At 34.6% G+C, this 25,054-nt stretch carries 24 protein-coding genes; 9 read left to right on the top strand and 15 right to left on the bottom strand.

Going from position 1 to position 25,054, the window contains the following annotated elements:
- Positions 1-22 precede the first annotated feature (22 nt).
- Complete coding sequence (locus tag GW534_RS10790; protein ID WP_161921024.1) at positions 23-1,354, bottom strand: oligosaccharide flippase family protein; 1,332 nt, start codon at positions 1,352-1,354, stop codon at positions 23-25.
- 368 nt (positions 1,355-1,722) lie between these two features.
- Between GW534_RS10790 and pflB the strand changes: the two genes are divergently transcribed.
- From pflB to GW534_RS10770, 4 genes are all read left to right on the top strand, one after another.
- The gene (gene pflB, locus GW534_RS10785) at positions 1,723-3,951 is read left to right on the top strand and encodes a formate C-acetyltransferase (protein ID WP_161921023.1); all 2,229 of its coding nucleotides are present in this window, start codon (positions 1,723-1,725) and stop codon (positions 3,949-3,951) included.
- A 140-nt stretch (positions 3,952-4,091) separates the two neighbouring features.
- Complete coding sequence (gene pflA, locus GW534_RS10780) at positions 4,092-4,823, top strand: pyruvate formate-lyase-activating protein (RefSeq protein ID WP_161921022.1); 732 nt, start codon at positions 4,092-4,094, stop codon at positions 4,821-4,823.
- Positions 4,824-5,331: 508 nt separating this feature from the next.
- Positions 5,332-5,952, top strand: a complete 621-nt coding sequence (locus GW534_RS10775) for a DUF3298 and DUF4163 domain-containing protein (protein ID WP_161921021.1) — start codon at positions 5,332-5,334, stop codon at positions 5,950-5,952.
- Between the two features lie 316 nt (positions 5,953-6,268).
- Entirely contained in the window at positions 6,269-6,709 is a 441-nt protein-coding gene (locus GW534_RS10770; protein WP_161921020.1) for a hypothetical protein, read from the top strand.
- A 320-nt stretch (positions 6,710-7,029) separates the two neighbouring features.
- Here the strand turns inward: GW534_RS10770 and GW534_RS10765 are convergent, their stop codons facing one another.
- Both GW534_RS10765 and GW534_RS10760 read right to left on the bottom strand, forming a co-directional pair.
- Positions 7,030-7,338 carry an ASCH domain-containing protein gene (locus GW534_RS10765; protein WP_161921019.1) on the bottom strand — a complete coding sequence of 103 codons (309 nt, stop codon included), beginning with the start codon at positions 7,336-7,338 and terminating at the stop codon, positions 7,030-7,032.
- 47 nt (positions 7,339-7,385) lie between these two features.
- Entirely contained in the window at positions 7,386-8,393 is a 1,008-nt protein-coding gene (locus GW534_RS10760) for an LLM class flavin-dependent oxidoreductase (RefSeq protein WP_161921018.1), read from the bottom strand.
- A gap of 261 nt (positions 8,394-8,654) precedes the next feature.
- Here GW534_RS10760 and GW534_RS10755 point away from each other — a divergent pair, with 261 nt between their 5' ends.
- Complete coding sequence (locus GW534_RS10755; protein ID WP_161921017.1) at positions 8,655-8,879, top strand: hypothetical protein; 225 nt, start codon at positions 8,655-8,657, stop codon at positions 8,877-8,879.
- 722 nt (positions 8,880-9,601) lie between these two features.
- Here the strand turns inward: GW534_RS10755 and GW534_RS10750 are convergent.
- Positions 9,602-10,339 carry an SIMPL domain-containing protein gene (locus tag GW534_RS10750; protein WP_161921016.1) on the bottom strand — a complete coding sequence of 246 codons (738 nt, stop codon included), beginning with the start codon at positions 10,337-10,339 and terminating at the stop codon, positions 9,602-9,604.
- Complete coding sequence (locus GW534_RS10745) at positions 10,314-10,640, bottom strand: hypothetical protein (protein WP_161921015.1); 327 nt, start codon at positions 10,638-10,640, stop codon at positions 10,314-10,316. The genes GW534_RS10750 and GW534_RS10745 overlap by 26 nt, the downstream gene beginning before the upstream one ends.
- Before the next feature lie 177 nt (positions 10,641-10,817).
- Here GW534_RS10745 and GW534_RS10740 point away from each other — a divergent pair, with 177 nt between their 5' ends.
- The 4 genes from GW534_RS10740 to GW534_RS10725 all read left to right on the top strand — a co-directional run bounded on the left by GW534_RS10740 (position 10,818) and on the right by GW534_RS10725 (position 14,202).
- A complete protein-coding gene (locus GW534_RS10740; protein WP_161921014.1) occupies positions 10,818-11,660 on the top strand; it encodes an SPFH domain-containing protein in 843 nt (280 codons plus the stop codon).
- A 12-nt stretch (positions 11,661-11,672) separates the two neighbouring features.
- A complete protein-coding gene (locus tag GW534_RS10735; protein ID WP_161921013.1) occupies positions 11,673-11,852 on the top strand; it encodes a toxin-antitoxin system HicB family antitoxin in 180 nt (59 codons plus the stop codon).
- Positions 11,853-12,008: 156 nt separating this feature from the next.
- Positions 12,009-13,367, top strand: a complete 1,359-nt coding sequence (locus GW534_RS10730) for an MATE family efflux transporter (protein WP_161921012.1) — start codon at positions 12,009-12,011, stop codon at positions 13,365-13,367.
- A 187-nt stretch (positions 13,368-13,554) separates the two neighbouring features.
- Positions 13,555-14,202 (top strand): glycoside hydrolase domain-containing protein, encoded by a 648-nt coding sequence (locus tag GW534_RS10725; protein ID WP_161921011.1) that lies wholly within the window; start codon positions 13,555-13,557, stop codon positions 14,200-14,202.
- Positions 14,203-14,311: 109 nt separating this feature from the next.
- On the opposite strand, the gene GW534_RS10720 is transcribed toward GW534_RS10725, so the two are convergent.
- From GW534_RS10720 to GW534_RS10675, 10 genes are all read right to left on the bottom strand, one after another.
- Positions 14,312-15,925 carry a carbon starvation CstA family protein gene (locus tag GW534_RS10720; RefSeq protein WP_161921010.1) on the bottom strand — a complete coding sequence of 538 codons (1,614 nt, stop codon included), beginning with the start codon at positions 15,923-15,925 and terminating at the stop codon, positions 14,312-14,314.
- Entirely contained in the window at positions 15,922-16,458 is a 537-nt protein-coding gene (locus GW534_RS10715) for a hypothetical protein (RefSeq protein ID WP_161921009.1), read from the bottom strand. Before GW534_RS10715 ends, GW534_RS10720 begins: the two co-directional genes overlap by 4 nt.
- Before the next feature lie 50 nt (positions 16,459-16,508).
- Positions 16,509-16,799, bottom strand: coding sequence for a CC/Se motif family (seleno)protein (locus tag GW534_RS10710; RefSeq protein ID WP_161921008.1), 291 nt, complete (start codon positions 16,797-16,799; stop codon positions 16,509-16,511).
- Between the two features lie 229 nt (positions 16,800-17,028).
- A complete protein-coding gene (locus GW534_RS10705) occupies positions 17,029-18,207 on the bottom strand; it encodes a DHH family phosphoesterase (protein WP_161921007.1) in 1,179 nt (392 codons plus the stop codon).
- Positions 18,208-18,319: 112 nt separating this feature from the next.
- Positions 18,320-19,120 (bottom strand): arginase family protein, encoded by an 801-nt coding sequence (locus tag GW534_RS10700; protein WP_161921006.1) that lies wholly within the window; start codon positions 19,118-19,120, stop codon positions 18,320-18,322.
- A 147-nt stretch (positions 19,121-19,267) separates the two neighbouring features.
- Positions 19,268-19,669 carry a hypothetical protein gene (locus tag GW534_RS10695; protein ID WP_246204089.1) on the bottom strand — a complete coding sequence of 134 codons (402 nt, stop codon included), beginning with the start codon at positions 19,667-19,669 and terminating at the stop codon, positions 19,268-19,270.
- A 64-nt stretch (positions 19,670-19,733) separates the two neighbouring features.
- A complete protein-coding gene (locus tag GW534_RS10690; protein WP_161921005.1) occupies positions 19,734-22,481 on the bottom strand; it encodes a P-loop NTPase family protein in 2,748 nt (915 codons plus the stop codon).
- Positions 22,482-22,802: 321 nt separating this feature from the next.
- Complete coding sequence (locus GW534_RS10685; protein ID WP_161921004.1) at positions 22,803-23,261, bottom strand: divergent PAP2 family protein; 459 nt, start codon at positions 23,259-23,261, stop codon at positions 22,803-22,805.
- A gap of 53 nt (positions 23,262-23,314) precedes the next feature.
- Entirely contained in the window at positions 23,315-23,770 is a 456-nt protein-coding gene (locus tag GW534_RS10680) for a threonine/serine exporter family protein (protein WP_161921003.1), read from the bottom strand.
- Between the two features lie 13 nt (positions 23,771-23,783).
- Positions 23,784-24,548, bottom strand: coding sequence for a threonine/serine exporter family protein (locus GW534_RS10675; RefSeq protein ID WP_407670462.1), 765 nt, complete (start codon positions 24,546-24,548; stop codon positions 23,784-23,786).
- Positions 24,549-25,054 lie beyond the last annotated feature (506 nt).

Here is a 25,054-nt window from a genome sequence, read left to right as displayed (position 1 = left end):
AAATAATAATGAGTTGATTTTTTTATTCATAAAACATCGGAACTTTTTTACTTAATGTTAGTGAAATACCAATTTTTCTACAAACAACAAAATAATGCAACAGCATTAAAACTAATGCCCCTGTATTTAACCCCAAAATTACCCCGTCCATTTGAAAAGAACTACTCGATCCGAATAAATACATGATTGCAAAAGTCACCAACGTTGCCCAAATGTTATGAATAAACGCATCTTTAACCATGCCTAAACCAATTAAAAAAGCTTGCAATGGAATCGTAAAATAATGAAGTAAAAAGTAAGGCCACATTAATTGTAAATAATAGGATGCTAAACTCGATTCAACAAACATCCCCGTTAATGGACGAGCAAAATAATAAAACAAAAAGCAAACTGGAACACCATAAAGCATCGTTAACACAATCACTTGTCGTAATAAACGAACAAGCCTAGATTGATCATAATTGACAAACGCATTAGACACATTAGGAATTAGCGCCGTATTTAATGAATGGGCAATAAACGCTGGAAAAAAACCGATTGTCATTGCGACACCAGCAACCATTCCAAAATGCTCTGTTGCTTCATTCATCGACAGACCTGCTGTAACAAGTGTAAATTTAATAAAAAAGGGCTGAATCGCATGGGTCACTGCATAAAATAGGCGCATGGCTGTTGTAGGTAGCGAGACTTCCATTAAATTTCTTAAAATTTTATTTTTCGGTAGTTTTTCGACAGGACGATTTTTCAAATATTTTATTTGCATGAAATAGGCCGATATTAAATAAATTAACACGAGCAGCTCACTGCCAATAATGGCACATAAGGCAACTAAAATTGACATTTCTAAACCAAAATCAAACAATTGAAATAATAAAATGAGTAAGAACAAATGGGTTCCTCTCCTAAAAAGGTTAGCCGTTGCAATCTTACTCATTTTTTGTATCCCCATAAAATATCCTCGCGCAATCGACGCAACAGTTAAAATCGGAATTAATAATAAAATTAACCAGCGTATCGCTGGATGAATTTCACTAAATAAAGGAAAAAACAGAAAAATGACAGCGACACCGGATAATAAGACGGTCATAATGAGAAAAGTGAGCTTCATCGCAAAACGTAATAAAATTAAATGATACTTCTCCTCCCGCTCCGCAACGAACTTCGAAACGGATATGTCCAACTCAAAACTCGCAATAATCATTAGTAAGCCGATTACAGGAATCACAGTCATATATTGACCAATCCCGTACTCCCCAAGTTCTTTTGCCAAAGTTAAATTAATTAAAAACTCAATACATTCACTAACAAAGGCTGCCCCAGCTAAAATGATTGTTCCCTTCAAAAATGAATTCATCTATTCGTCTCCTTTAATATCAATCACCTAGAAATCCTTCCACTACTTCATAATTATGAGACGAGCCTTCCAATTATTATTAACTTTTATTAACACAGTTTCTATAGTGTAAACTACAACAAACGTGTGTTCTTGCTCTGATTCTTATATAACTACACAATAAATAACTTTTCAAAAAATATCACATTTTTGTCATAAAATAGGACTTCAAACTTAGTCATACAATGTTATACTAAACACATAAAAAGTTTGCTCAGTATTTCACAACACTGAACTGTATTAGTTATTGTGTATATAACTGTTGCAATATTATACATTTAAACTTCCAAACTTAAGCAACTACAATTTCCTTTTTAGGAGGTCATTTTATGAAACAATGGGAAGGTTTTAAACCTGGAAAATGGCAAGAAAAAGTTGATGTTCGTGATTTTATATTAAAAAATGTAACCCCATATGAAGGTGATGAAAGCTTTTTAGAAGGTCCTACTGAAGCGACAACTAATCTGTGGGAGCAAGTAATGGAACTAAATAAAAAGGAACGTGAAGCAGGTGGCATTTTAGATGCAGATACTAAAGTTGTTTCTACCATCACTTCTCACGGTCCTGGATATTTAAACAAAGAATTAGAACAGATTGTCGGATTTCAAACAGACAAACCATTTAAACGTTCATTAATGCCTTTCGGTGGAATTCGAATGGCAAAACAAGCGTTAGAAGCTTACGGATTTGAATTAGATCCTGAAGTGGAACATATTTTCACAGAATGGCGCAAAACCCATAACCAAGGTGTATTTGATGCGTATACACCAGAAATGAGAAGAGCTCGTTCTGCAGGTGTTATTACCGGACTTCCTGATGCATACGGTCGTGGTCGTATTATCGGAGACTATCGCCGTGTTGCGTTATACGGTGTTGATTTCTTAATTCGTCAAAAAGAAGAAGATAAAAACTACATCGGTAGCCGGACAATGACTCCAGATATCATTCGTGACCGCGAAGAACATTCAGAACAAATTCGTGCGCTTCACGAACTAAAACAAATGGCAGCTTCTTACGGTTTTGATATTAGTGAACCGGCAAGTAACGCAAAAGAAGCAATCCAATGGTTATACTTCGGCTATTTAGCTGCAATTAAAGAACAAAACGGTGCGGCAATGAGTTTAGGACGTGTATCTACTTTCCTAGATATTTACATTGAACGTGACTTAAAAAATGGGACGCTAACGGAAAAAGAAGCACAAGAACTAGTAGACCATTTCGTTATGAAACTTCGCTTAGTAAAATTTGCTCGTACACCTGAATATAACGAATTATATAGTGGGGACCCGACTTGGGTAACAGAATCAATCGGTGGTATGGCCCTTGACGGACGAACATTAGTTACGAAAAACTCTTTCCGTTTCTTAAATACATTAGATAACTTAGGTCCAGCACCAGAGCCAAACTTAACAATTCTTTGGTCTACAAAATTACCAGAAGGATTCAAAAAGTATGCTGCTAAAATGTCCATTAAATCAAGTGCTATACAATACGAAAATGATGATTTAATGCGTGATATTTATGGTGATGATTACGGAATCGCTTGCTGTGTATCCGCTATGCGAATTGGTAAGCAAATGCAATTTTTCGGTGCCCGCGTAAACGTTGCAAAAGCATTACTTTATGCAATCAACGGCGGTGTTGACGAGATGAAGAAAGTCCAAGTTGGTCCGAAATTTGCACCAATTACTTCCGAATATCTTGATTATGAAGAAGTTGTTGATAAATTTGAGGCGATGCTTGACTGGTTATGTGAACTATATGTCAACACTTTAAACGTCATCCATTACATGCATGATAAATATGCATACGAACGAATTGAAATGGCGTTACATGACCGTGAAGTATTACGTACAATGGCCTGTGGTATCGCTGGTTTATCTGTTGCAGCTGACTCTTTAAGTGCAATTAAACATGCGAAAGTAAAAACAATTCGTGATGAAAATGGCATTGTTGTTGATTATGAAGTTGAAGGGGACTTCCCTAAATATGGTAACAATGATGACCGCGTTGACGAAATCGCTGTTAATATTGTTAAAAAAGTAATGAAAAACATTCGTAAACATCAAACTTATCGTAATGCAGTACCAACTCAGTCTGTACTTACTATTACTTCAAACGTTGTATACGGTAAGAAAACTGGTAATACACCAGATGGACGTGAAGCTGGTAAACCATTTGCACCAGGTGCAAACCCAATGCATGGTCGCGATACAAAAGGTGCATTGGCATCCTTAACATCTGTTGCCAAATTGCCATATGAAGATTCATTAGATGGAATTTCAAATACATTTACAATCACACCGAAAGCAATAGGTCGTGATGATGAAGCACAAGTGAACAACTTAGTCGGTATGTTAGACGGTTATATGACAAAAGAAGGTCATCATCTTAATGTGAACGTATTGAACCGTGACACATTATTAGATGCGATGGATCATCCTGAATTATATCCACAATTAACAATTCGTGTTTCTGGATATGCGGTTAACTTTATTAAATTAACCCGTGAACAACAAATTGACGTTATTAACCGGACATTCCATCAATCTATGTAATAGTTTAATAGTTTGATAGTTAAGTATCTTTATTTCTCAAAAGTCTATTATTAAATTTATTTCATTCTCCCAATTTTTATATAAATGAAGAGAAGTCCCCCGCTTCTCTTTCCCTTTTAAATTCGCAAGGAGGCTTTTCAATGGTAACAGGTCGAATTCACTCTATTGAAACATTTGGTGCAGTAGATGGTCCCGGTTTAAGATATATCGTATTTATGCAAGGATGCTCGCTCCGTTGCCTATATTGCCATAATGCAGATACGTGGAAAATGAAAAGTGGCAAAGAAATCACCGTTCAAGAAATAATCGACGAAGTGTTAGATTATATGCCTTTTTTTGAGGCAAGTAGCGGTGGAATAACTGTAAGTGGCGGTGAAGCTTTATTACAAATCGACTTTCTTATCGAGTTATTTAAGGAATGTAAGCGACATGGTATTCATACTACCATTGATACTTCAGGCGGTCCTTTCTCCCGACGCCCGAATTACTTAAACAAACTTGATGAGTTACTTGAGTATACGGATTTAATTTTACTCGATCTCAAACATATTGATAGTGAGAAACATAAATTGTTAACTGGTATGCATAATGAGCATATACTTGATTTCGCAACCTATTTATCTGATAAAAAAATTCCTGTCTGGATTCGCCACGTACTCGTACCAACGATTTCTGATTTTGATGAAGACCTGTACCGCCTTGCTGAATTTATTCAAACTCTGGACAATGTTGAAAAAGTTGAGGTTCTCCCCTACCATCAGCTTGGCGTATATAAATGGGAAAACTTAGGTTTAGAATATAAATTAAAAAATGTAGATTCCCCTACACAAGAACGGATTAAAAATGCTGAAAAAATTTTAGGTGCTAGTTAAATGTTGAAAGTTAAACGTCTCTTCCTTTCTATATAGATTTTTTAACTTATTAATATGACTCTGGCTCGTTTTAACAAAAAGCTAGTTTTGAAGTGATGAATTATCATTCTGAAGCTAGCTTTTGTTTATTTTTATGAGCGAATTTCCTAGTTTTATGAGCGATTTGGTCAATTTTATGAGCGAATGCCCTGTATTTATGAGCGACTTTTTAATTGTATGAGCGAACTGGTATTCTACGAGCGTTTTCGACTTGTCTATGAGCGATTTCTCTTGTCCTATGAGCGAAAATTATTTATAAAAATTAATCCTTGTAATCTATGAGCGATTTTTAGACCTGTTTAATCGACTTTTCAACCCCTATGAGCGAATTTACCCCACTATAAGAATGGTGCTTCCCTGTTTATGGAATTATCTCATAAAAAATGTATTTTTCATTTCATCTTTTTACCTTTAAGATACTATCCATATCTTCCCGCATACAATAGTTAAAAATGAAAGGAAGAGGTATATGCCCATATCATTTCCTGTCGTCATTCAAACAAGGAAGGTAAGTGATGGACCGAAAAAATATGTTTATTACCCGCAAATTATTGAATTAAAAAACAAACAAGTTGAACAACATATCAATCGAACAATCGTGCATCATACACAACAATTAATGAATCAACAGTTCGGAAATATGCCATCCATCATTGTCGAAATGGTTGGTTCCTTTGAAATTAAAAACAATCAGCGGGATATTTTAAGCCTTACTTTATCAAATTATGCTTATCCTGACCGAGCAGCACACGGTATGACATATTTAGATTCATTAACCTTTAATGTTGAAACTGGAAAACAATACGCGTTAAAGGATTTATTTAAACCTGGAAGTGATTATATTGAAAGGATCTCAAATATAATAAAAGGACAAATTAAACAGCGGGATTTACCTGTGATCACCGAATTTACAACAATAAAGCCAGATCAAGATTATTATATTGCGGATAAAGCACTTGTCATCTATTTTCAACTGTACGATTTAGTGCCATACGCATGGGGATTTCCAATGTTTCCAATTTCCGTTTACGATATTCAAGATATCATTGACGAAAACGGACCCCTTGGCAAAATGTTAGCTGGTAATTAAAGTGGTACAGAGGAAAGTGGTACAGAGGAAGTGGTACAGAGGGACGGGTTCGGTGTTTCGTTTTTGATATTGAAACACCTGACCTGCCCCTGTGTTTCCCTTTTGCATTATCATACCTATGTATTTAAATTTGTTCATCTATGAAACTTTTTTATTTTTAAAGTAGTGGTAATGAAGTTAAGAATACAATTAATGAAAAAAACAAGCAAACCATAGAAGATACAGGAGAACAAGAAAGGCAAGTCGATATTCCTATCGAATTTTAGCGGGAAACTTTGAAGGAGTTTACAAGCAATCAAGTGAAGGATTCAACGAAATGGTGTCATTAGAGCAATTTACCTCTCTTGGTGAATCTTTTAATCACAATGTCAAAAGTTATATATTTCTTTCACAAATGCCATTTCAAGGATTAATCGAATATCTTTGGATAAGTGACAATAACGATAAAGGCATTCGCGCTTTCGTTAATTCTGATCAAATAATTGAAGGCCTCCTATTACAACCACTTTCAAAATTTCCAGGTCAAGATGAACAATTTACAGAAAATACATATCAACACCCTTTTAGTGATGAGTGGTTTGTTCTTTGGGGTGGCACAAACGAACTTGTAAACTATCATTACGCCTATGAAAATCAGCGTTACGCTTATGACTTTCTTATTATGAAAGACGACAGAAGCTTTGAAGGGGATGCGAGCGTAAACGAAAGTTACTTTCAGATAGCGAGAATTGGGAACAAGCAACTTCATTTCGAATAAAGTTTGCTGATGATTTAAATCCGGTTCGAGGAGATTTTATAACAGGAAATGAATTAAACGAATCTAACTAGTTTCATTAAAAATATTTATTTTAAGTATAGCCAATCAATTCCCACACAGACTAAAACTGGAAGTGTGAATATTGGCTAACAAAAAAAAATGAAATAATGAAACAAACAGTCCAGGTTATTCAGACCTGTCTAGCATGTCCTAGATAATATAGTTGAATCATTTACTGGTGAAGATCAAAACACTGAAAGTAAAGATGAGAAAAACAATCTAGAACAACCAAGATACTTATAATCGTAATTATCCCCCCACTAATTTGATTTGTTAAAAGAAATAAATATGTACGGGGGGACAGACCAAATTATCAGCTTCTTAACTTTCTTTTTTATGAACAACCTTAAACCGCTCACATAAACGGGCATTTTCTCATGAAATGATTGATCCACCATTTCTAATTCCTTTGTAAAAAATTCCTCATGAACCTTACGCCAATATCGTAAAGTCCTGTCGCCCTCACCTTCTAAATATGCATGCTCTTCACCAACTTCATTAAATCGAACAATTTCAACAAATATTGTTTGGATAACGGCAACCGTATTCTCATTTCCGTCTAAAATCACACTATACTCTCCTACCTTTGGTAACGGTTCTTTTTCTAATTATTTGTTTATGCCTTTATTCCAAACGCTTCAGCAAGCAAGGTTACTCCTTTCTTACGATTTTCAATACCAGGAAAATTAGGCACAATCAAAACCTCGTCAGCAGAATAAATTTCTGCTAATTTTTCTATTTTCTGTTTTACATGTAACGGGTCTCCAACAATCGTCCGCTCTTTTAAACTTTCAATTTTCTTCGCTTCATAAGTATTAAATGTATAGTTCCTTGCCGTTTTAACAGAAGGAAAATACCGGGGATTTTTTGCTGTCTCCAGCCAAGCCATCCATAAAAAGAACGCATCAGCCAACTCCTCCGCTTCTTTATTCGTTTCCGCAATAACAGTAAATACCGCGACACCAACATTCGGTTGCTTTTGAAAAACAGAAGGTTGAAATTGTTCTCGGTACCTTCGTATACTTTCAAGACCTCGCTCAGACAAACCTTTAAAGAAATGAGCATATATATAGGAAGTTCCATTAAGTGCAGCAATTTCAGTACTCTTTCCTCCGCCACCAAGCATCCAAATGTCAGGTATCGTTTCGATTATTGGTGCTGCAAATAAATTTTGAAAACGGTGCTCTGAATCTTGACCATCAGTTAAATATTTAATAATATCTTCAACTTGTTGCTCGTAACTTAAGCGGTCAGTCTTTTCCTCGTTTAATGCTTTTTGGACTAAACGCCCTCCAGGACTATTTCCTATTCCTAAATCGATACGATTCGGGTGTAACGCCTCCAACATCCGGAAATTTTCTGCTACTTTATACGGACTATAATGGGGTATCATCACTCCTCCCGAGCCAATCCGTATTTTCTCTGTGATCGTCGCTAAATACATCATGAACATTTCCGGAGAACTGGAAGCAATGGAATAAGCATAATGTTGCTCAGCTACCCAAAAACGCTTATAACCTAACTTATCCGCAAGCCGTGCAAGTTCTGCTGTTTCTTTTAATGCTTTACTTGGATTTGATCCTTCATCAACTAGAGCATAATCTAATATGTTTAACGCAACCATTTGTTACTCCTTTATCAACAATTGTTATTTTCATTTTCTATGATGGCGATACAATTAGCAAATAAACAAGATTAAATATATTTTTACATTTTTAAAAAAATCGAGCTATATATATTTCTACTTCACTACAAAAATAACAATTATATTAAAAATTATTTAGAAACAAGATTATCGACAATTTTCGTAAGTAGACCTGTTTATAATAACAATAACTTAAAAACAGTATACATTTATGTTTAAAAAAGTCTCTGGAGGCATAGGATGAAACTAAAAAAACTTGTCTTTATTTCATTCGTAACAATTGCCTTATTGTCAGTCGGTGCATGTAGTAAAAATCAACCTTCAAACGCAAACACAACGGAATCTCGTTTGAAGTTTGACAATCCAGCCTTCTATGAAAGTGACTTTGAGTATGAAGATACTTTTAAAAGTGTGGTTACTGAAAGTGATATTGGGGATAATATAAATAAGGATAGTGAAGAATAAATTATTTACTTACTCTTTATATTCGATTTTATCATTAGGCAAAGAACGAAAATGGTTCTTTGCCTTTTTATGTGCGCCCGGCATGTACATGAACTATAGGGTGTAAGTCCCGAACCCCGAAGACAGAAGTAGAGGTTAGCCAAGAGCAAGGGTGTCCGTGGTGACGCGGAATCTGAAGGAAGCTGGAGGCAAAACACCGGTCCGAGGAACACGAACCTCATATAAGGCTAGGTATGATTGAGTGAGTTTGCATAACAAAACAAAGCTCTTTCTGTCGAAGGTCATATCGAGTAAATGAGGCGGATAGATGGTGTGAAAGTGCATGTACTTACCCGGGGAGGTCTGGCGGATATGTGAAGTACTCTTCATAACCTACTTAGTGATAAGTAGCTGAACCGTCAGAAGTCAGCAGAGGTCATAGTATTAGTTGGTCTAGAACAACTAAGAAGGACCGAACAATTAAGAGAGAATAGCCCTTGGCATTCAGTGAGTCATGATGAACACAGAAAACGTAGTACCTCACTTGAGGGAGGAAGCGGTGAATCCCGTGGGAGACCTCTTGGAGGGTGGAGTGACCACTGGCATAAAGAGAACAGCTATTCACGGAAGTTATAAAGACTTGCGTCAATGATCTTAATTGAACCGCCGTATACGGAACCGTACGTACGGTGGTGTGAGAGGACGGGAGTTAATCGCTCCCTCCTACTCGATTATTAGCAAATTTAATAGGCAAACTTAGCAATAATCAACGCTTCAATTCGGAGCTGACCAGGCTCAATTGGAGTACTAACCCCTGCAACCTTTGTCGCTTCAAAAGTTTGAAAAGGAACAGGAACAGCACCTCCCTTCGCCTCCGTTATTTCGAAGGGAACAGGATTCCAATTTACACCCATCGCACCAGCTAATGTTCTTGCCTTACTTTGCGCCTCCCTCAACGCTAATACTAATGCTTCATTATACCGTTCTGAACGATCCGAAATATCAAAACGAACGTTATAAATCACATTTGCTCCAGCTGCAACAGCCGCATCAACAACCTCACCTACTTTTGAAATATCCTCCACTTTTACTTCTAATAAATGACGAACTTCATAGCCGCGAAAAATTTGTTTTCCATCCACAAAATCGTAGACGTTATTTATACGATATTCAATCGTACGAACATTTTCTCGTGGTACTTGCAAATTAAAAATTGCCTCTAACACGTTGGCAGATGTTTGACTATTTTCCCCTTGTGCTCCCTGTAAATTTTTACTTTCGGTTTCAACGCCAACGGTAATATAAGCAAGATTAGGCTCTACGGATACCCTCCCTTCTCCACTTACAGTAATGACATTTACTTCCCTTCTTGGTAAAACTTGATTAGGTGATAAAGTTCGAATCGGATAGCTATGCATGATTCTCATCTCTCCTCCATCTTCTATTGATACTTTTTTATCCCAATGAAAGTGATATATCATCAGTGAAACTAAATTTATCGACAGTGAAGTTCAAAATATCGGTAGTGAAAACATTTTTATCTACAGCGAAACTCAATTTATCGTTAGTGAAAACATTTTTATCTACAGCGAAACTCAATTTATCGTTAGTGAAAACTTTTTTATCTACAGCGAAACTCAATATATCGTTAGTGAAAACTTTTTTATCTACAGCGAAACTCAATATATCGTTAGTGAAAATTATTTTATCAATAGTGAGATACCATATTTCGCCAATGACACTAAACTTCTCAAAAAAAACTACATTCCCCGCAACATTCACCCGAAAAGCTCTACAATAAAACTTATGCTCCTCATCACATATGTATTTACTTTCGTATCAAAAACAGTGTTTAAAAAATTGTAAAACAAATTTTCCGAAAATTAATATTTATGTTTACGTATGATATCACTTTGATATATAATTAATATGAAAGCAATATTACAAGGAGTGAAGTGTATGGTTGAAAGAAAAGCGTGGTCAATTAATGGTTTTGTCGGCATCATAATTATTGCCATTTTCATATTTGGTGCCGTTTACTTTATTACAAGAGCACAAATCATTGGTGGGATTATTTTAGCGGTAATCGCAGCTTTGCTCGGTAGTGGCATTACGATTATTCAACCAAACCAAGCCCAAGTTGTTACATTCTTCGGAAAGTATATGGGTTCAATTCGTGAAAGTGGATTATTTTTAACAATTCCATTATCTTTACGTAAAACGGTTTCGTTACGAGTTCGAAACTTTAATAGTAATAAGTTAAAAGTAAACGATGTTGAAGGAAACCCGATTGAAATTGCAGCGGTTGTTGTGTTCAAAGTCGTGGACTCAGCAAAAGCTGTATTTGATGTTGATGATTACGAAGAATTTGTTGAGATTCAAAGTGAAACAGCAATTCGCCACGTAGCTGGCAAGTATCCTTATGATGATTTTAATGATGGCGATGTTTCATTAAGAGGAAATTCGGATATTGTCTCAGAGGAACTTGCTAAAAATATTCAAGAACGTTTAAGCGTTTCTGGAGTAGAAGTCATAGAAGCTCGTCTAACTCATCTTGCCTATTCAACGGAAATTGCAAGTGCGATGCTTCAACGTCAACAAGCAAGTGCGATTTTAGCTGCACGGAAGAAAATTGTTGAAGGAGCTGTTTCAATGGCTACGCTCGCTGTTGAACATTTACAGCAAGATGGTGTTCTCGAATTAGATGAAGAACGAAAAGTAAATATGGTAAACAACTTAATGGTTGCCATTATTTCTGACCAAGGAACACAACCCGTTGTTAATATAGGAAGTCTGTACTAGCGGTGATATTTCATGGCTAAAAAGAAAAACTTCCCGCTAAGATTAGATCCTGAACTATACACAATCATTGAAAAATGGGCCCAAGATGAGTTTCGCAGTGTAAACGGTCATATTGAATTCTTACTCCGTGAAGCAGCCAAAAGAAGCGGTCGATTAAATAAAAAGAAGTCAGAGAAAAATGAAGAGGAATAATCATAACTCCTCTGATTAAGAAAACTTTATAATATGTTCTTAAAAAAGTGGGCCTATAAAAGGTTCATTTTTTTGTTGCAATTTTCCATTACATTTTTTCCTAAAAAGGTATAGAATATTTGTTTGTAGTCAACTCATTTAAAGGACGGGAATTATATGACAGAAGAAAATAAGAAATATCAAGAACAATCGTTGTTCAGTATTACGTGGCCGCTATTTATTGAACTTTCTTTGCATATGAGTATCGGTATTATTGCCACACTCATGTTAAGTCAGTATTCAGATAATGCAGTTGCAGGTGTTGGCGTGGCTAACCAAATATTAAATATTGCTATTTTAATATTTAATATCACTGCAATCGGTGCAACAATTTTAATTGGACAAAATATTGGCGCTAATCGACTCGATTTAGCTAGGCGGTTAGCTCGTTCAAGTATCGGTTTTAACCTTTGGATCGGGATTGCGGTTACGATTATTACTGTCATCTTTTGTGACACATTCCTCGCCTTTTATGGTTTAGAAGGTGAAGTGTTTCAATATGCTGCTACCTTTGTTAAAATTACAGGTTTATCGCTAGTTTTAGAAGCAATTTCCCTTGCATTTAGTGCGGTGTTACGAAGTCACGGTTATACAAAAGACGCAATGATGATTACGGTTTTAATGAATATTATTAGTGTGATAGGAAATATCATTTCCGTAACGGGAATATTTGGTTTACCTATTACCGGAGTTACTGGTGTTGCTTGGTCCATTGTTATTGCCCGAGTTGTTGCTATTTTTGCTTTTATATATATTGTCAATAAACGATTAGCTCTGAAACTTGCAATCAATGACTTTATAAGATTTAAGAAATCAGATATTCAAAACTTATTATCAATTGGTGTACCATCAGCAGGAGAAAATCTCTCCTATCAATTTTCACAAATTGTCATAACAAGTTTTGTTGCCATCCTGGGCTCAGCAGCATTATCGGCCAGAGTTTATATCTTAAATATTTCAATGCTCTGTTTTCTGTTTACTTTGGCCATTGCACAAGGATCACAAATTTTAATAGCTCGCTATATCGGTGCAAAACAATATGAGCGAGCAAGTGAACGCGGGATTAAAACTTTAAAAATATCAATGCTCGTATCACTACTCACATCACTTCTTATTGCAATTATTGGCGATAAGCTGTTAAACGTGTTTACAACTGACCCTGAAATTATCGCTGTCGCCTTACCGGTTTTATGGGCAATCGTTTTTATTGAACCAGGTCGTGCGATGAATATTGTGTTAATGGGTGCTTTAAAATCTGTTGGAGATGTAAGATTCCCAGTTATTATCGGCATAATTTGTATGTGGGGACTAGCAGTTACACTCAGTTATATATTCGGAATTACATTTGGTCTCGGTTTACTTGGTATTTGGCTTGCCCAAGGAATTGATGAATGGGTTCGTGGTCTTTTTGCTCTCAAACGTTGGAAAGGTAAACCATGGGAAAGAAAATCTACAGTTACGAAATTTGAAAATTAAACTTTATGAGCATATTGGTCAACTAGGATCAGCGTGCTCTTTTTTATATTTCTCTGAATCAACCTTACATAGTTTAATATGAATTGTCTTTAGTCTTAAAAGTATTTAAAAAATTGTATCTGAATCCTGCTCCCACCCATATGATATGGTATAAAAGCCTATTGTCGATTTGAATGGAGGTTTTTTTATGTGTGCCCATTGGGGTGTTGATTCAGCTACGAACGTGACTAATGATTTATATAATTGTGTATTAAATAATTTTGGAAAACCTGAATATTGGGGAAGATATTTATCTACTGTCCAAGGTGCTGCAGAAGGACTGACAGGAGAAGAATTTGAACTGCTTCATAATAACGGAACAAAAATTTTACCAATTTACAATGACTTTCAAGAAGCAGTCGGATATCAGCAAGGAAGAAACGTAGCTATTAATACAATATTTCACGCTAGACGCCTCGCAATCCAAGAAGGTACCGTTTTATTTGCTAAGGTCGAACATTTTTTTCCAGTAGACGGGGAGTGGATTACAGGTTTTGTTGACGTCTTTTTACCTAGTGGTTATCGTCCTGGAATGTATCTTGATCCAATTCAAGGTCAATTTAATGACGCCTATTGTTCAGCAGTAAGTAATTCACCGAAAGTAGCAAACCAACTAATATTATGGAGTGCAGAACCGGAATTGGGAGCAACGAAAAAAGCAGAAGTACCAGCATTTAATCCGCAAAAACCGACTTGCCGAGCTAATGTTTGGGGTTGGCAATACGGCAGGGATGCAGAAACTTGTCCAATTGATACAAACTTAATTGATCGTAAATTATATAATCTCCTTTGGTAACCAAAAAATTTACAACAAACACTTCCACAAAAAAATGGTAGTCGGAAACTCAATCATCCGTACTACCATTATTATTAAACACTGAATTTTCAATCTATTTATCCAGCAATTACGCTTTTACTGAAGTATCTTTCTTATTTGAAACAAAGGAGTTCCACGCTTCGATAATCAAGAATACACATAATACAAATAATACGAAGCCTGAAATAGTTAATAACCAGTTACCAATTGTAAAGTTTTGATACATTAATACACCTAATGCTGATAGCGTAAGAACGAACATGAAAACCATAGGGATAAGCGTAAAGAGTGATTTAATACCTCTCTTAACTAACCAAGCACTAACTGCCATTAATGCTAGTGCACCTAACATTTGGTTCGCTGATCCGAATAGTGGCCATAGGTCTACCCAAGTACCTGAAAATGCTAACGCAGCCGCACCTGCAACAATAACTAAAGTAGCCACATGTTGATTATGGAAAAACTTACTTCTTCCTTCAGCAAACTCTTGGACAGCGTACTTACCTAAACGAGTTGCTGAGTCAAGTGTTGTTAATAGGAATGCGGATGCAGCTAATGAAACGAAAGTAACACCTGTTGCCACTGGTAAACCGAAGGCATTCATAAAGTGTGCTAATCCTAAAGCAAAGGTTGGAATCGGACCACCAGATTCAGCTAAACGTTCCGCAAAAGCCCCAGAAGTTAAGTAAGAAACAGAAATAACAACGATTACCGCTAAAAATCCTTCAATTAACATTCCACCATAGGCAATAAAGCGACTGTTTCTTTCATTATCCAATTGCTTCGCAGTAGTTCCACTAGCCACAAGTGAATGGAATCCAGAGATTGCTCCACAAGCAATTGTAATAAAAAGTATCGGGAATAATGGTCCTAATGTATCGTTATAAAATCCTGTGAATCCAGACATTTGAATCGTTGGATTCGCAACTAAAATTCCGATAAAACCACCGAATATCATTCCATATAATAAATATGAATTTAAGTAATCACGCGGTTGTAATAAAAACCAAACCGGTAACACAGAAGCAACATATGAATAAATAATTAATATAACAATCCAAACTGGTGCACTTAACTCAAATGGGAATAAACTACCGACCCAAATACATGCAAACATTACCAGTACACCTATGATACTTGCCACAACAAAATTAACTCGTAATTGGTTTACTGCAAAACCCAAAGCAATTGCTAAAAAAGTAAATAAAATTGAAGCTGTTGCAGCCTCAGGTGTTGCTGCAAATGTATCTGCTACCAACACACAGAAAACGCCAACAATAAGTATAATCGTTGCAATAGAGAAGGATAAGAACAATGTTTGACCGCGTTTTCCGATATATTCCTTAATAATCGTTCCAATTGATTGAGCTCTATGACGAATGGATGCTTGTAGAGATGTGTAGTCATGAACACCACCAAAGAAAATACTACCTAAAACAATCCATAATACCGCTGGAATCCAACCAAAAACTGCTGCAGTAATTGGTCCAACAATCGGTCCACCACCAGCAATCGTAGCAAAATGGTGCCCTAATAGAACAGGTTTTTTCGCAGCTACATAGTCTATACCGTCGGCCATTTCAATCGCTGGTGTTTTACGATTTGGATCAACTTGTAATTTTTTATCGAGGTATTTTCCATAAGTGAAGTAAGCAACAATGAAAACAAGTGCAGTAATTAACATTAACATAATACCACTCATGATTTAACACCTTCCCCCTTTAACATTTTTTCAATGGATTTGACAAACGGTTTTCCTTTCGGATGGACATAGACCGAATTATCTTTAAGATTTATTAAAACTGCGTACATTTCAAGCCACCCATGGAAACCAAATTTCAAAAACTTGAGCTTTCTAAAGCGCTTCACCTCCTTTACTGTTTTCTCATCTATCTCTTGATCTATTACGGTAATACCTAAAATAATTGTTGACATATGTTCATCGTCTTCTGGGATATATTCAAACATATTTGCTTTGATTGCTTTTTGAAATTCCTTAATATAATTTGAGGTTATTTTTTCTTGGCATACTGAAGTAAATACTAATTGCTGATTTTCTACTCCATATACTTTTATTTTTTTTGATAGCATATAGCGTTCGTCTCGTCTTTTGTAAATTGCCATAAAGGGTAATGAAAACTCGTCTAACTTCTCATCTCGATAAACATCAAATAACGCAGTATATTTATTAGCTAATTCGTTGACAAAGGTTGATATTTTGCTAGTTTTCGTCACATTAATACCTCCAAAAAGAGTTACGAAATTATGTTGTAAGTGACCATTTCTTAAAATCTTACTAATCCATCGACTTGAACTGATTGGAAAGGACCAAATCCTGAGTGTTTAATTTTGACAAAACAATCCTTAAACTCCAGTTTTTTATCTATAAAAAGAGAAATATCTCCAGACTTCATCTCTTTAAACATCTTCGGGTCATCTGGTTCTTTGTATTGAATGGAAACTTCACTAATTGGTACACAGCAGTTCTCAATACTTAAACTGGAAATCGTAATTAAATTTCCTTTTTTTGATATAAAATTTTTAGCCTTTTCATCAATTAAAACTTGTAAATCCATGTAATCCCCTCCTTTAACACGAGGTTATTTGTGAGAATTTTCAGATATATTAACTGTTATTAAATACATATTACATAAGGCCTGGTGAAAATGGAATAGTTTTTCAAGAGGAGTCTTATAGTTTTTTTAGATTAATTTTGAAAATTCAATAATAATTCAATATTATTTTAATAAACAAAAAGCTATCCATTAAACTCAAACTAGTTAGTCGGATAGCTCTTGATTTTTATTATTTATTACTTTTGATTTTATGTAGATCGCGGTCAAACATTAGCCAAGATTGATAATTTCTTTTTACAAACATTTCCGCTTCTTTAAAAGTAGCAAATTGTCGACTTACCTTTTCATCATTGTGGATTAATTCATATACGTTTTCACCATTTTTCTTAATAAAACTAATTTCACCTTTTCGGTTTTCATAATACGTACCATTCGGACTATCTTTAACATTCGTTTCGTTTTTCTCAGGATCTGGTCTTAAAGGTTCTTGATTAAATACGTCCGTAACAAACATTTTAAAGGCTTCCTCAGTCAAATCACAACCAGATGCTTTCGGATGGCCTCCCCCGCCCAATTCCTTAGCGAATTTCGCTACATTAACAGATTCATGAATTGTTCGAAAGCCGACTTTTTTTGTACCAACATTAACGAGTACAATCATATCGAGATGGGGATTTTTTTTGTTTAGTGCATTTCCAAGTTCAGATAAATATTGCTCAGCATGAACAATTCCGATACAGTATTCACCAACAAAACGCTGCACTATATATTTATTTTTAGCAAAAATATACCGTTCAATTTTTTTCTCTTCAACATCCATTAATAAATTTTCCATATCCGTTAATTCAAACTTGTCCGGATTTTCCTTAATTCGTTTTAATAAATCCTCTTCGAACTGTTCTCTACCGAACATGAAAAATAAATCATTTAAATGTTTTGCTAAGATATTATTATTTCCTTCCCATTCCCATGTGTCATACTGGCGCACTAAATCAACAAATTGATTCAATGCTTCTGTTTTTTCCAATTGCCCCTTTTCTATTAAAAAATCATAGAGTAAGGATGTGGCACATGTTTTCCTACCATCTTCATATTCAATAACGACCTTTCCCCATGGATACTCATTAAAATGAAGGGCTGTAACATGGTGATCAATCATTTGTACATGGCCACCATTTTTAAACCGTTCTTCTAATTTTTTCTCTACCGTTGGATTTACGGATAAATCGGTTATGAACAATTTCGTATCTTTAGCATTTTGATGATGCTTTAAAAATTGATCGACTCTTTGATTTAAATTTCGATATGAACAATGGGTAACTTCGACATCATCCCCAAAGGCGATTTTTGCTACAATTGCCGTTCCCAATCCATCTAAATCTGAATCTGTAAATAATTTTACTTTCAAATGTATACCCTCCTAGAACAAAACACAAGTTCATTATGTGTTAAATATTACCATTTTATGCACTACTTTCATAATAGAAAACAGGCTTTTTCATCTAATTTCAAAAAAGTTATTATGCTAATAAAGACTCTTGAGGCACAACAACAAGTTCATTAATAAATTTTAATAAAGTTCGATTGACAATTTCATTCATCTTTACATATTCCCATGTTACTTGTTTAAACCTATTTTCATGATTAATGACATACTCACCACAAATATCGATTCCTACAACTTGATAATGCTCTACTATATTTTCTAATAAAAATAATAATTGAACAAGGCTTATATTTCCTTGGTCCCAATTAGTGTGTGCTTCTGTTTTAAATAAGACGTCTTTATCGATACTTACATAAATATTTTTTTCCTCCCTTAAAAATCTACGTACTTCATAAATTGTTTCATATAAAGAAAATTTGTTTACTTTTTGCTTAGTAATAATATGGACTCGTTTTTCCTCTATTTTCGTTAATTTTGCAGTTTTATTTTCTTCATTTACACCGATAATTACAACCTTGTTTAAATTGGAAATTCGTTCTAAAGCATACCTCACCCATGATCCACATGAGATTAACGTTAATACATCTTGCTTCATATCATCATGATGATCAAATAACACAAGAGAGAAGGGCTTTTTTATTCGTTCTAAAAGCAAATATGTGACATAGTGGAAGTTACCGTTACCAATTAAAACAAGTGGACTCGCTTTATTTGATTGAAGGCGCTTTCTAATTTCATTTAACGATTCTTCTTTACAAAAGCCATTTGTGTGCGGAATATCGGAGCAGCCAATCCATTGATGAGGGTATTTTTGTAGAAAAGATTGTTCTGTTAAACTATTATCAAAGTTTAAATAGGTAATCCGATGATTCATACTTCATCCTCTCCTATAGCTCATTTTATCATATTGGATCAAATTAATTAATTTGCAAGATTGCTAGGGAAAGGCTGTAATCAAAATGTATTCAAGAAAGGATGCTGATTAAAAGTCAGCACCCTTTAAGACCGTATCTTTAATGAGCTACTTTTCTTTTACGGATATTACCGAACTATATTTTCGTTCCTTTAAATTATTTAATTCCTCCTCTTCTAAAAGCCCTAAAGTCACCGCAGCTTTCACCTTTTCTTCGTCGACACGTTTTTCTACCTTAACGCAATCTATTAAATTTAATGCCTCTAACTTTTGGACCGCCTCCTCTTCACGAAATTTTTCAGACAGGCGAATATTTCTTTGTAATACGAAGGTATCGAATTGTAATATACCCTTTTCATTCGGGCCAACCGTTAAATCAAAATATTGATTAAAAGTCTTTTTTAATTGAGATAATTCCTTTTCAAGTTCTTTCACTTGTTTATGTAATTTATAATATTTTTCCACCATCTCTTTAGTAATGAGTGACTGGTGATTTTGTAATTCCTTCAAAAAATCCCCTCCATACCTTTTTTAAAAATATATGAAGGGGACTTCGAAAAATAGTACAAGCATTTTATTGACTTGCATTAATATATGACATCTCTTCTACTTCTAAAATATATTTATATTGTAATCTTGTAATATCAAAAATCTTTAATGGGTCCCGGAATACCTCTGGATTTTCTCGTAAATTAGCTAATTGTTGTTGCTTCTCCACCGTATCCTTATCCACTTCAGCAACAATCAACCGCATCTTTTCAAAGGCCTCTTTAAAGAAAATACGAATATCTCGGTCAAGGCCTTGTTCTAACAAAGTGAACGGATTGAGGAACTGGTCAGCAATTGTTTCAGCAATTTCTTGATAATCCTGACTTTCAATAAATTGCTTGTAGCGATTCACTAATGATTCTTTACTATTTGTAAACCGACTTAATACTTTCCCCGTTCCTTTTAATAAGATTTGTGATACTGTTGCTCGATTAAAAATATTAACTGGTTGGTAATTTACTTTAATCGTAAGTCTATCAATATCTCTTTGCCAGTCTTCAAATATTTTAAAGTCACATTGTAACTGCAATCGATCCTCTTGAAGCATTGAATTAAAGCCCTCTTTAATCTCCTCAAGGAAACTTTCGGCATTTTTTAACTCATCTTTAGATATCGCAAACCAATCCTTCACTCGGGAAAGGAAATTCGGTAAAATAATATCATTTAAATATTGTTGAATTCTTCTGTTCATTTCATCATTTAGTTCAACGTGAATTTTTCGGAAGTCACGATCCTTTGTTACCTCGTTTGCCATTTCTTTCAGCACTTCAGGAATAGCCTTTACAATCTCCTTTTTCGTCTCATCTTTAATTAAGACAAAAGACTTCCGAATCATCGCTATTTTTTCACTTTCCATATCTTCCAACTGGTGAATTGCACCAGTCATACGGGAAACAAAATCTTCATTCCACTGAATCGTTTTATCTAATTGTTTTTCAATTCTTGTTCTTTGTTCAAACAAATCATCTAAAAGACGCTTATTCATATATAAGTAATTTGCAATGCGATGCGTTTTATTTTTATATTTTTGCCATTCCGTTCTAAGTCTTTGAGCTAGTTTTTGGCGTAATTCATCCTTTTGTTCATAATCAAAAACCGTCCCTGTCAACTCATCGTGTTCAATTGCCTTATTTAATTTGTAATAAATATCTGTATAGTTTTCTTGATTTTTCCGGTCATTTAAAACAATAAAATACATTTTCACATTTGGCAGTTCTTGTTGAATTAGTTGCGCCCAACGAAATTCTACTTCCGTCAGACCTGAGATTTCATCTAATATAAACAAAATCGTATCGGTAATTCGTAACGTGTCAATTAATTCATTTGTTAAAGCAGGAATAAAGGATAAATCTGGTATATTGACGATGGAGAATTTATTTTGTTCTAATATTTGATTTGGCAGACGAACATTTATTACAGAAGTCTCTGTTACTTCGTTTCCATTTATTTTTTCACGATAAATATCTTCATAAGATAATACATTCGATTTTTCATTATTGTATTCCGTAACAATAAATTCTCTTCCATTTTGGATTATACTACTTACTTTTGTATTGCCATTTTCTAGCACTTGGTCATTGATAAAATGATTAACGAATGCAGCCTTCGTACTACTATACATACCAACGATTCCAATAAACTGTCGATTAAAATCAATTACTTCATTACTTAATAGTTGCAAACGAACATTTTTCCGTAGTTGATGATCTTCAGTCCATTTTAAAATCGCTTCATTCAATTCTTTACTTTTTTCTAAAATATCAAGTTCAAATTCAGCTTGAAACAGCTTTTTCTCCGCCCAAAGTAATACATCATTTTCAAGCAGTTCGGGAATAATTTCGTTCCAAGCAAACACTGCTGAGGATGGAAATACTTCATCTTCTTTTCCAATAACACGTATCCAGACATGTAAAAAGTTAGGCATGACAACCTTTAACTTTTCCATAGAAAATGCCCCACCCATCAGGGTATCATAGGTCTTTTTATACAGGTTCGACAGCTCATTCCAATCATAATCAGACGAAAATTCTTTTTCTTTTAAATAACTATTAATTTGTAATAACCAATCATACAATTGATTCTCATCTTCATATTTTTCCCAGAGTGAAACGATTAATTGTTCGAATAAATCTAAATCTAATTCTTGGCTAACAGAAAGTGCTTGGAAGAAGTACGTTGGTTCAAACCCTTTTGCATAACCACTGCGAATATAATTTTTCAATATTTCCAGCCACTTCGTATCCTTTGTACGAACTGATTCTTCAATTGCTAAATTTAAAGCACTTGGCCAATCTTCCCGTTGTTCGAAAAAGCTTCGCGCCAGTTTTGTTACATTTGGATAATCTGGGTCAAGGTTAACGGCTTGTTTAATAATTTGATCGGCTTTATTATCATTGTTTTGTTGTAAATATAGGGAAAAAAGTTGCAATAAGATTTCCATTTGTAATACAAGGAATTCTGTTTGAATGGCTAAATATATTTCTTCCGCATTTTGGAATAATTCCATTTCTAAATATGCATCTGCAATATTTTTCCTTGCCCACTGCTCAAATTCATTTTGAACATTTTCCCATTTAAAAATTGCCGCTTCATAATCTTTGTTTAAAAAATAAACCTCACCTTGCGCATAGCGAATATAGGATGCATCAGGTCTTTCCTTTTTTTGCTCTTTAAAAAATAATTCTCCTAATTGTTCAATTGGATGTCCTTCAAGATTTTCATCTACGAATGACTGGTAGTAACTTTTTGTGATTAATTGTTTTTCAATATTCATCTCTCATCACCTAGTTTTTTAATATATATTTGCAAGTTAGCAAACAAATAGTTTTAGACAAGTTATATCGGTGCAAAAATAATTCAAAGATACATAAAAGTATTAAGATCTGGGAATATATTTGTTATATATTATATAGTAAAAAAAACATGTCTTTACAATTTGTAACTTTTCTTTAAATTAATTGTAAGGTTTGCTATTATAATTATTCTACCAAACAATATTCGCTCTAAGTTTGCAAAATCCTTTCATTTTAAAGACAGAAATTGTAATACAGTTAAAAATATATAAAAAAGACTGCCCAAATGGACAGTCCATTTTTTAAACCTCAAAAAGCTTGTATGATATATAACCGGAAAGCATCCCTAATAGTGCACCGCCTACAACTTCAATCGGTTGATGACCTAATTGTTCCCGTAACCTTTTTGTCTTTTTATCGTGATAATGATGATCTTCTTCACCTCGAAATCGCTCTATTTGTTCTTCAAGTTGATTTACTTTGATTGTTAATTCTCCTGATTGTCTACGAATCCCTTGTGCATCATACATAACCAAAAGCCCAAAAACCGTTGCCAAAGCAAAATCTACCGTTTTCACACCTCTTTGTAAGGCTATATACGTTGCTAACGACGACACACCAGCTGAGTGGGAACTTGGCATACCACCAGTTTCAAAAAACAATCCCCAATCCCAATTCCCGTCCGTGATTTTTTTATAAGGAATTTTTAAAAATTGGGCCAAGCCGATTGTTGCTAAAGCCGTTGCAATTGGTTTGTTCATGTTGACCACCTCTTCTTTAGCTTGTTTAAAAAGAGAGTAGTTATACATGACATTTAACTTTGGACTTTACTTTTTGTCCGTAATTTTAATTGGATATTACGAATAAGTTGATTGAATACTTCAGAAAAAATAATTCCCATCGCGATTGCTCCTGCAATTAATAAAACTTTAGCAGCTAGCTGAATCGCCGTACTATAATCATTGAGTACAAAATGACGCGTCGCATTATAGGCAAGCCCTCCTGGAACTAACGGAATGATTCCACCGACTGTAAAAATAATTACTGGCGTTTTAAATTTTCTTGCAAAATAATAACTTATAACAGCAATAAAAAAAGAAGCAACAAAACTTGCGAATACTGAGTCTATTGCGTATTCAACGAGCAAATAATAAATCATCCAACCAAGCATACCGACAAAGCCACATTTCAAAATCGCCTGTTTCGGTGCATTAAAAATGATACCAAAACCGCTTGAAGCAATAAAACTTGTGACTAGTTGTGCAATCATCCAACCACATCCTTTAAATTAAACCGATTATAATCGCAATCCCACTTCCAATCGCCATTGCGGTAAGAAGGGCTTCCGCTCCCTTCGCTAAACCAGAAACTAAATGGCCGGAAATGAGATCCCGTATCGCATTTGTAATAAGTAAACCAGGTACAAGTGGCATGACCGAACCAATAATAATTTTATCGATTTCCATACCAAATCCGTAATATACGAGCAAATGACTAATGAGCCCGATAATAGCGGCTGTAATAAATTCAGAGAAAAACCTCACTTGAACAATACGATCAATAATTAGAAAACAAAAGTATGCAAATCCACCAGTTACAACAGTTGGTAGAAAATCGAACCATTTCCCTTGAAACATAATAACAAAACATCCACTTACGATTGCCGCAGCTAAAATTTGTAACCAAACAGAATAAACAAATGTGGAACGGTGCACTTCAATTAATTTTTTATATGCTTCTTGAAGTGACCATTTCCCCTCACTAATTTCACGAGACAAATGATTAACGACCGCAATTTTATTTAAATCCGTCCCTCTTTTATTTATCCGTTTCATTTTCGTATTCGTTATTAAATCATCATCTACCGTAAAAACAATCGCTGTAGGTGTCACATAACTTTCCACACATTCTACACCATAGCTTTTCGCAATTCGACTCATCGTATCTTCAACACGATAAGTTTCCGCACCACTTTCGAGCATAATTTGCCCAGCTAAAATACAAACTTCATCTATCGTATATTTTTTTCGTTTAATTAATTTATTCAATCGCACCCACCACATTCTCATCAAAATGTTCATTAATTATTAGTTTAATCATGGATGAAGAAAGTTGTAAAGGTATTTTGTAGAGGTATATTGTATTTGTAAAACGAATTACGATGATGACGGACATTTTGTACGTTTTTTCTATATGATTTGTCTTTCAGATGAGTTATGAAAGACATTTTTACCAGTGTTTCTTTATTTTTTGTCCTTCATAAATGCGATGAAAGACACTTCTAACAATTTTCTTTCAACTTTTGTCCTTCATAAACGCGATTAAGGACACTTCAGCCAGTTTTCTTTCAACTTTTGTCCTTCATAAATGCGATGAAAGACACTTCAGCCAGTTTTCTTTCAACTTTTGTCCTTCATAAACACGATGAAGGACACTTCAGCCAGTTTTCTTTCAACTTTTGTCCTTCATAAACGCGATGAAAGACACTTCTATCAATTTTCCTTCAACTTTTGTCCTTCATAAATGCGATGAAAGACACTTCTAACAATTTTCT

The organism is Pallidibacillus pasinlerensis (assembly GCF_009996845.1).
GTDB lineage: Bacteria > Bacillota > Bacilli > Bacillales > Caldibacillaceae > Pallidibacillus > Pallidibacillus pasinlerensis.
This window is presented reverse-complemented; position numbering and strand designations above follow the sequence as displayed.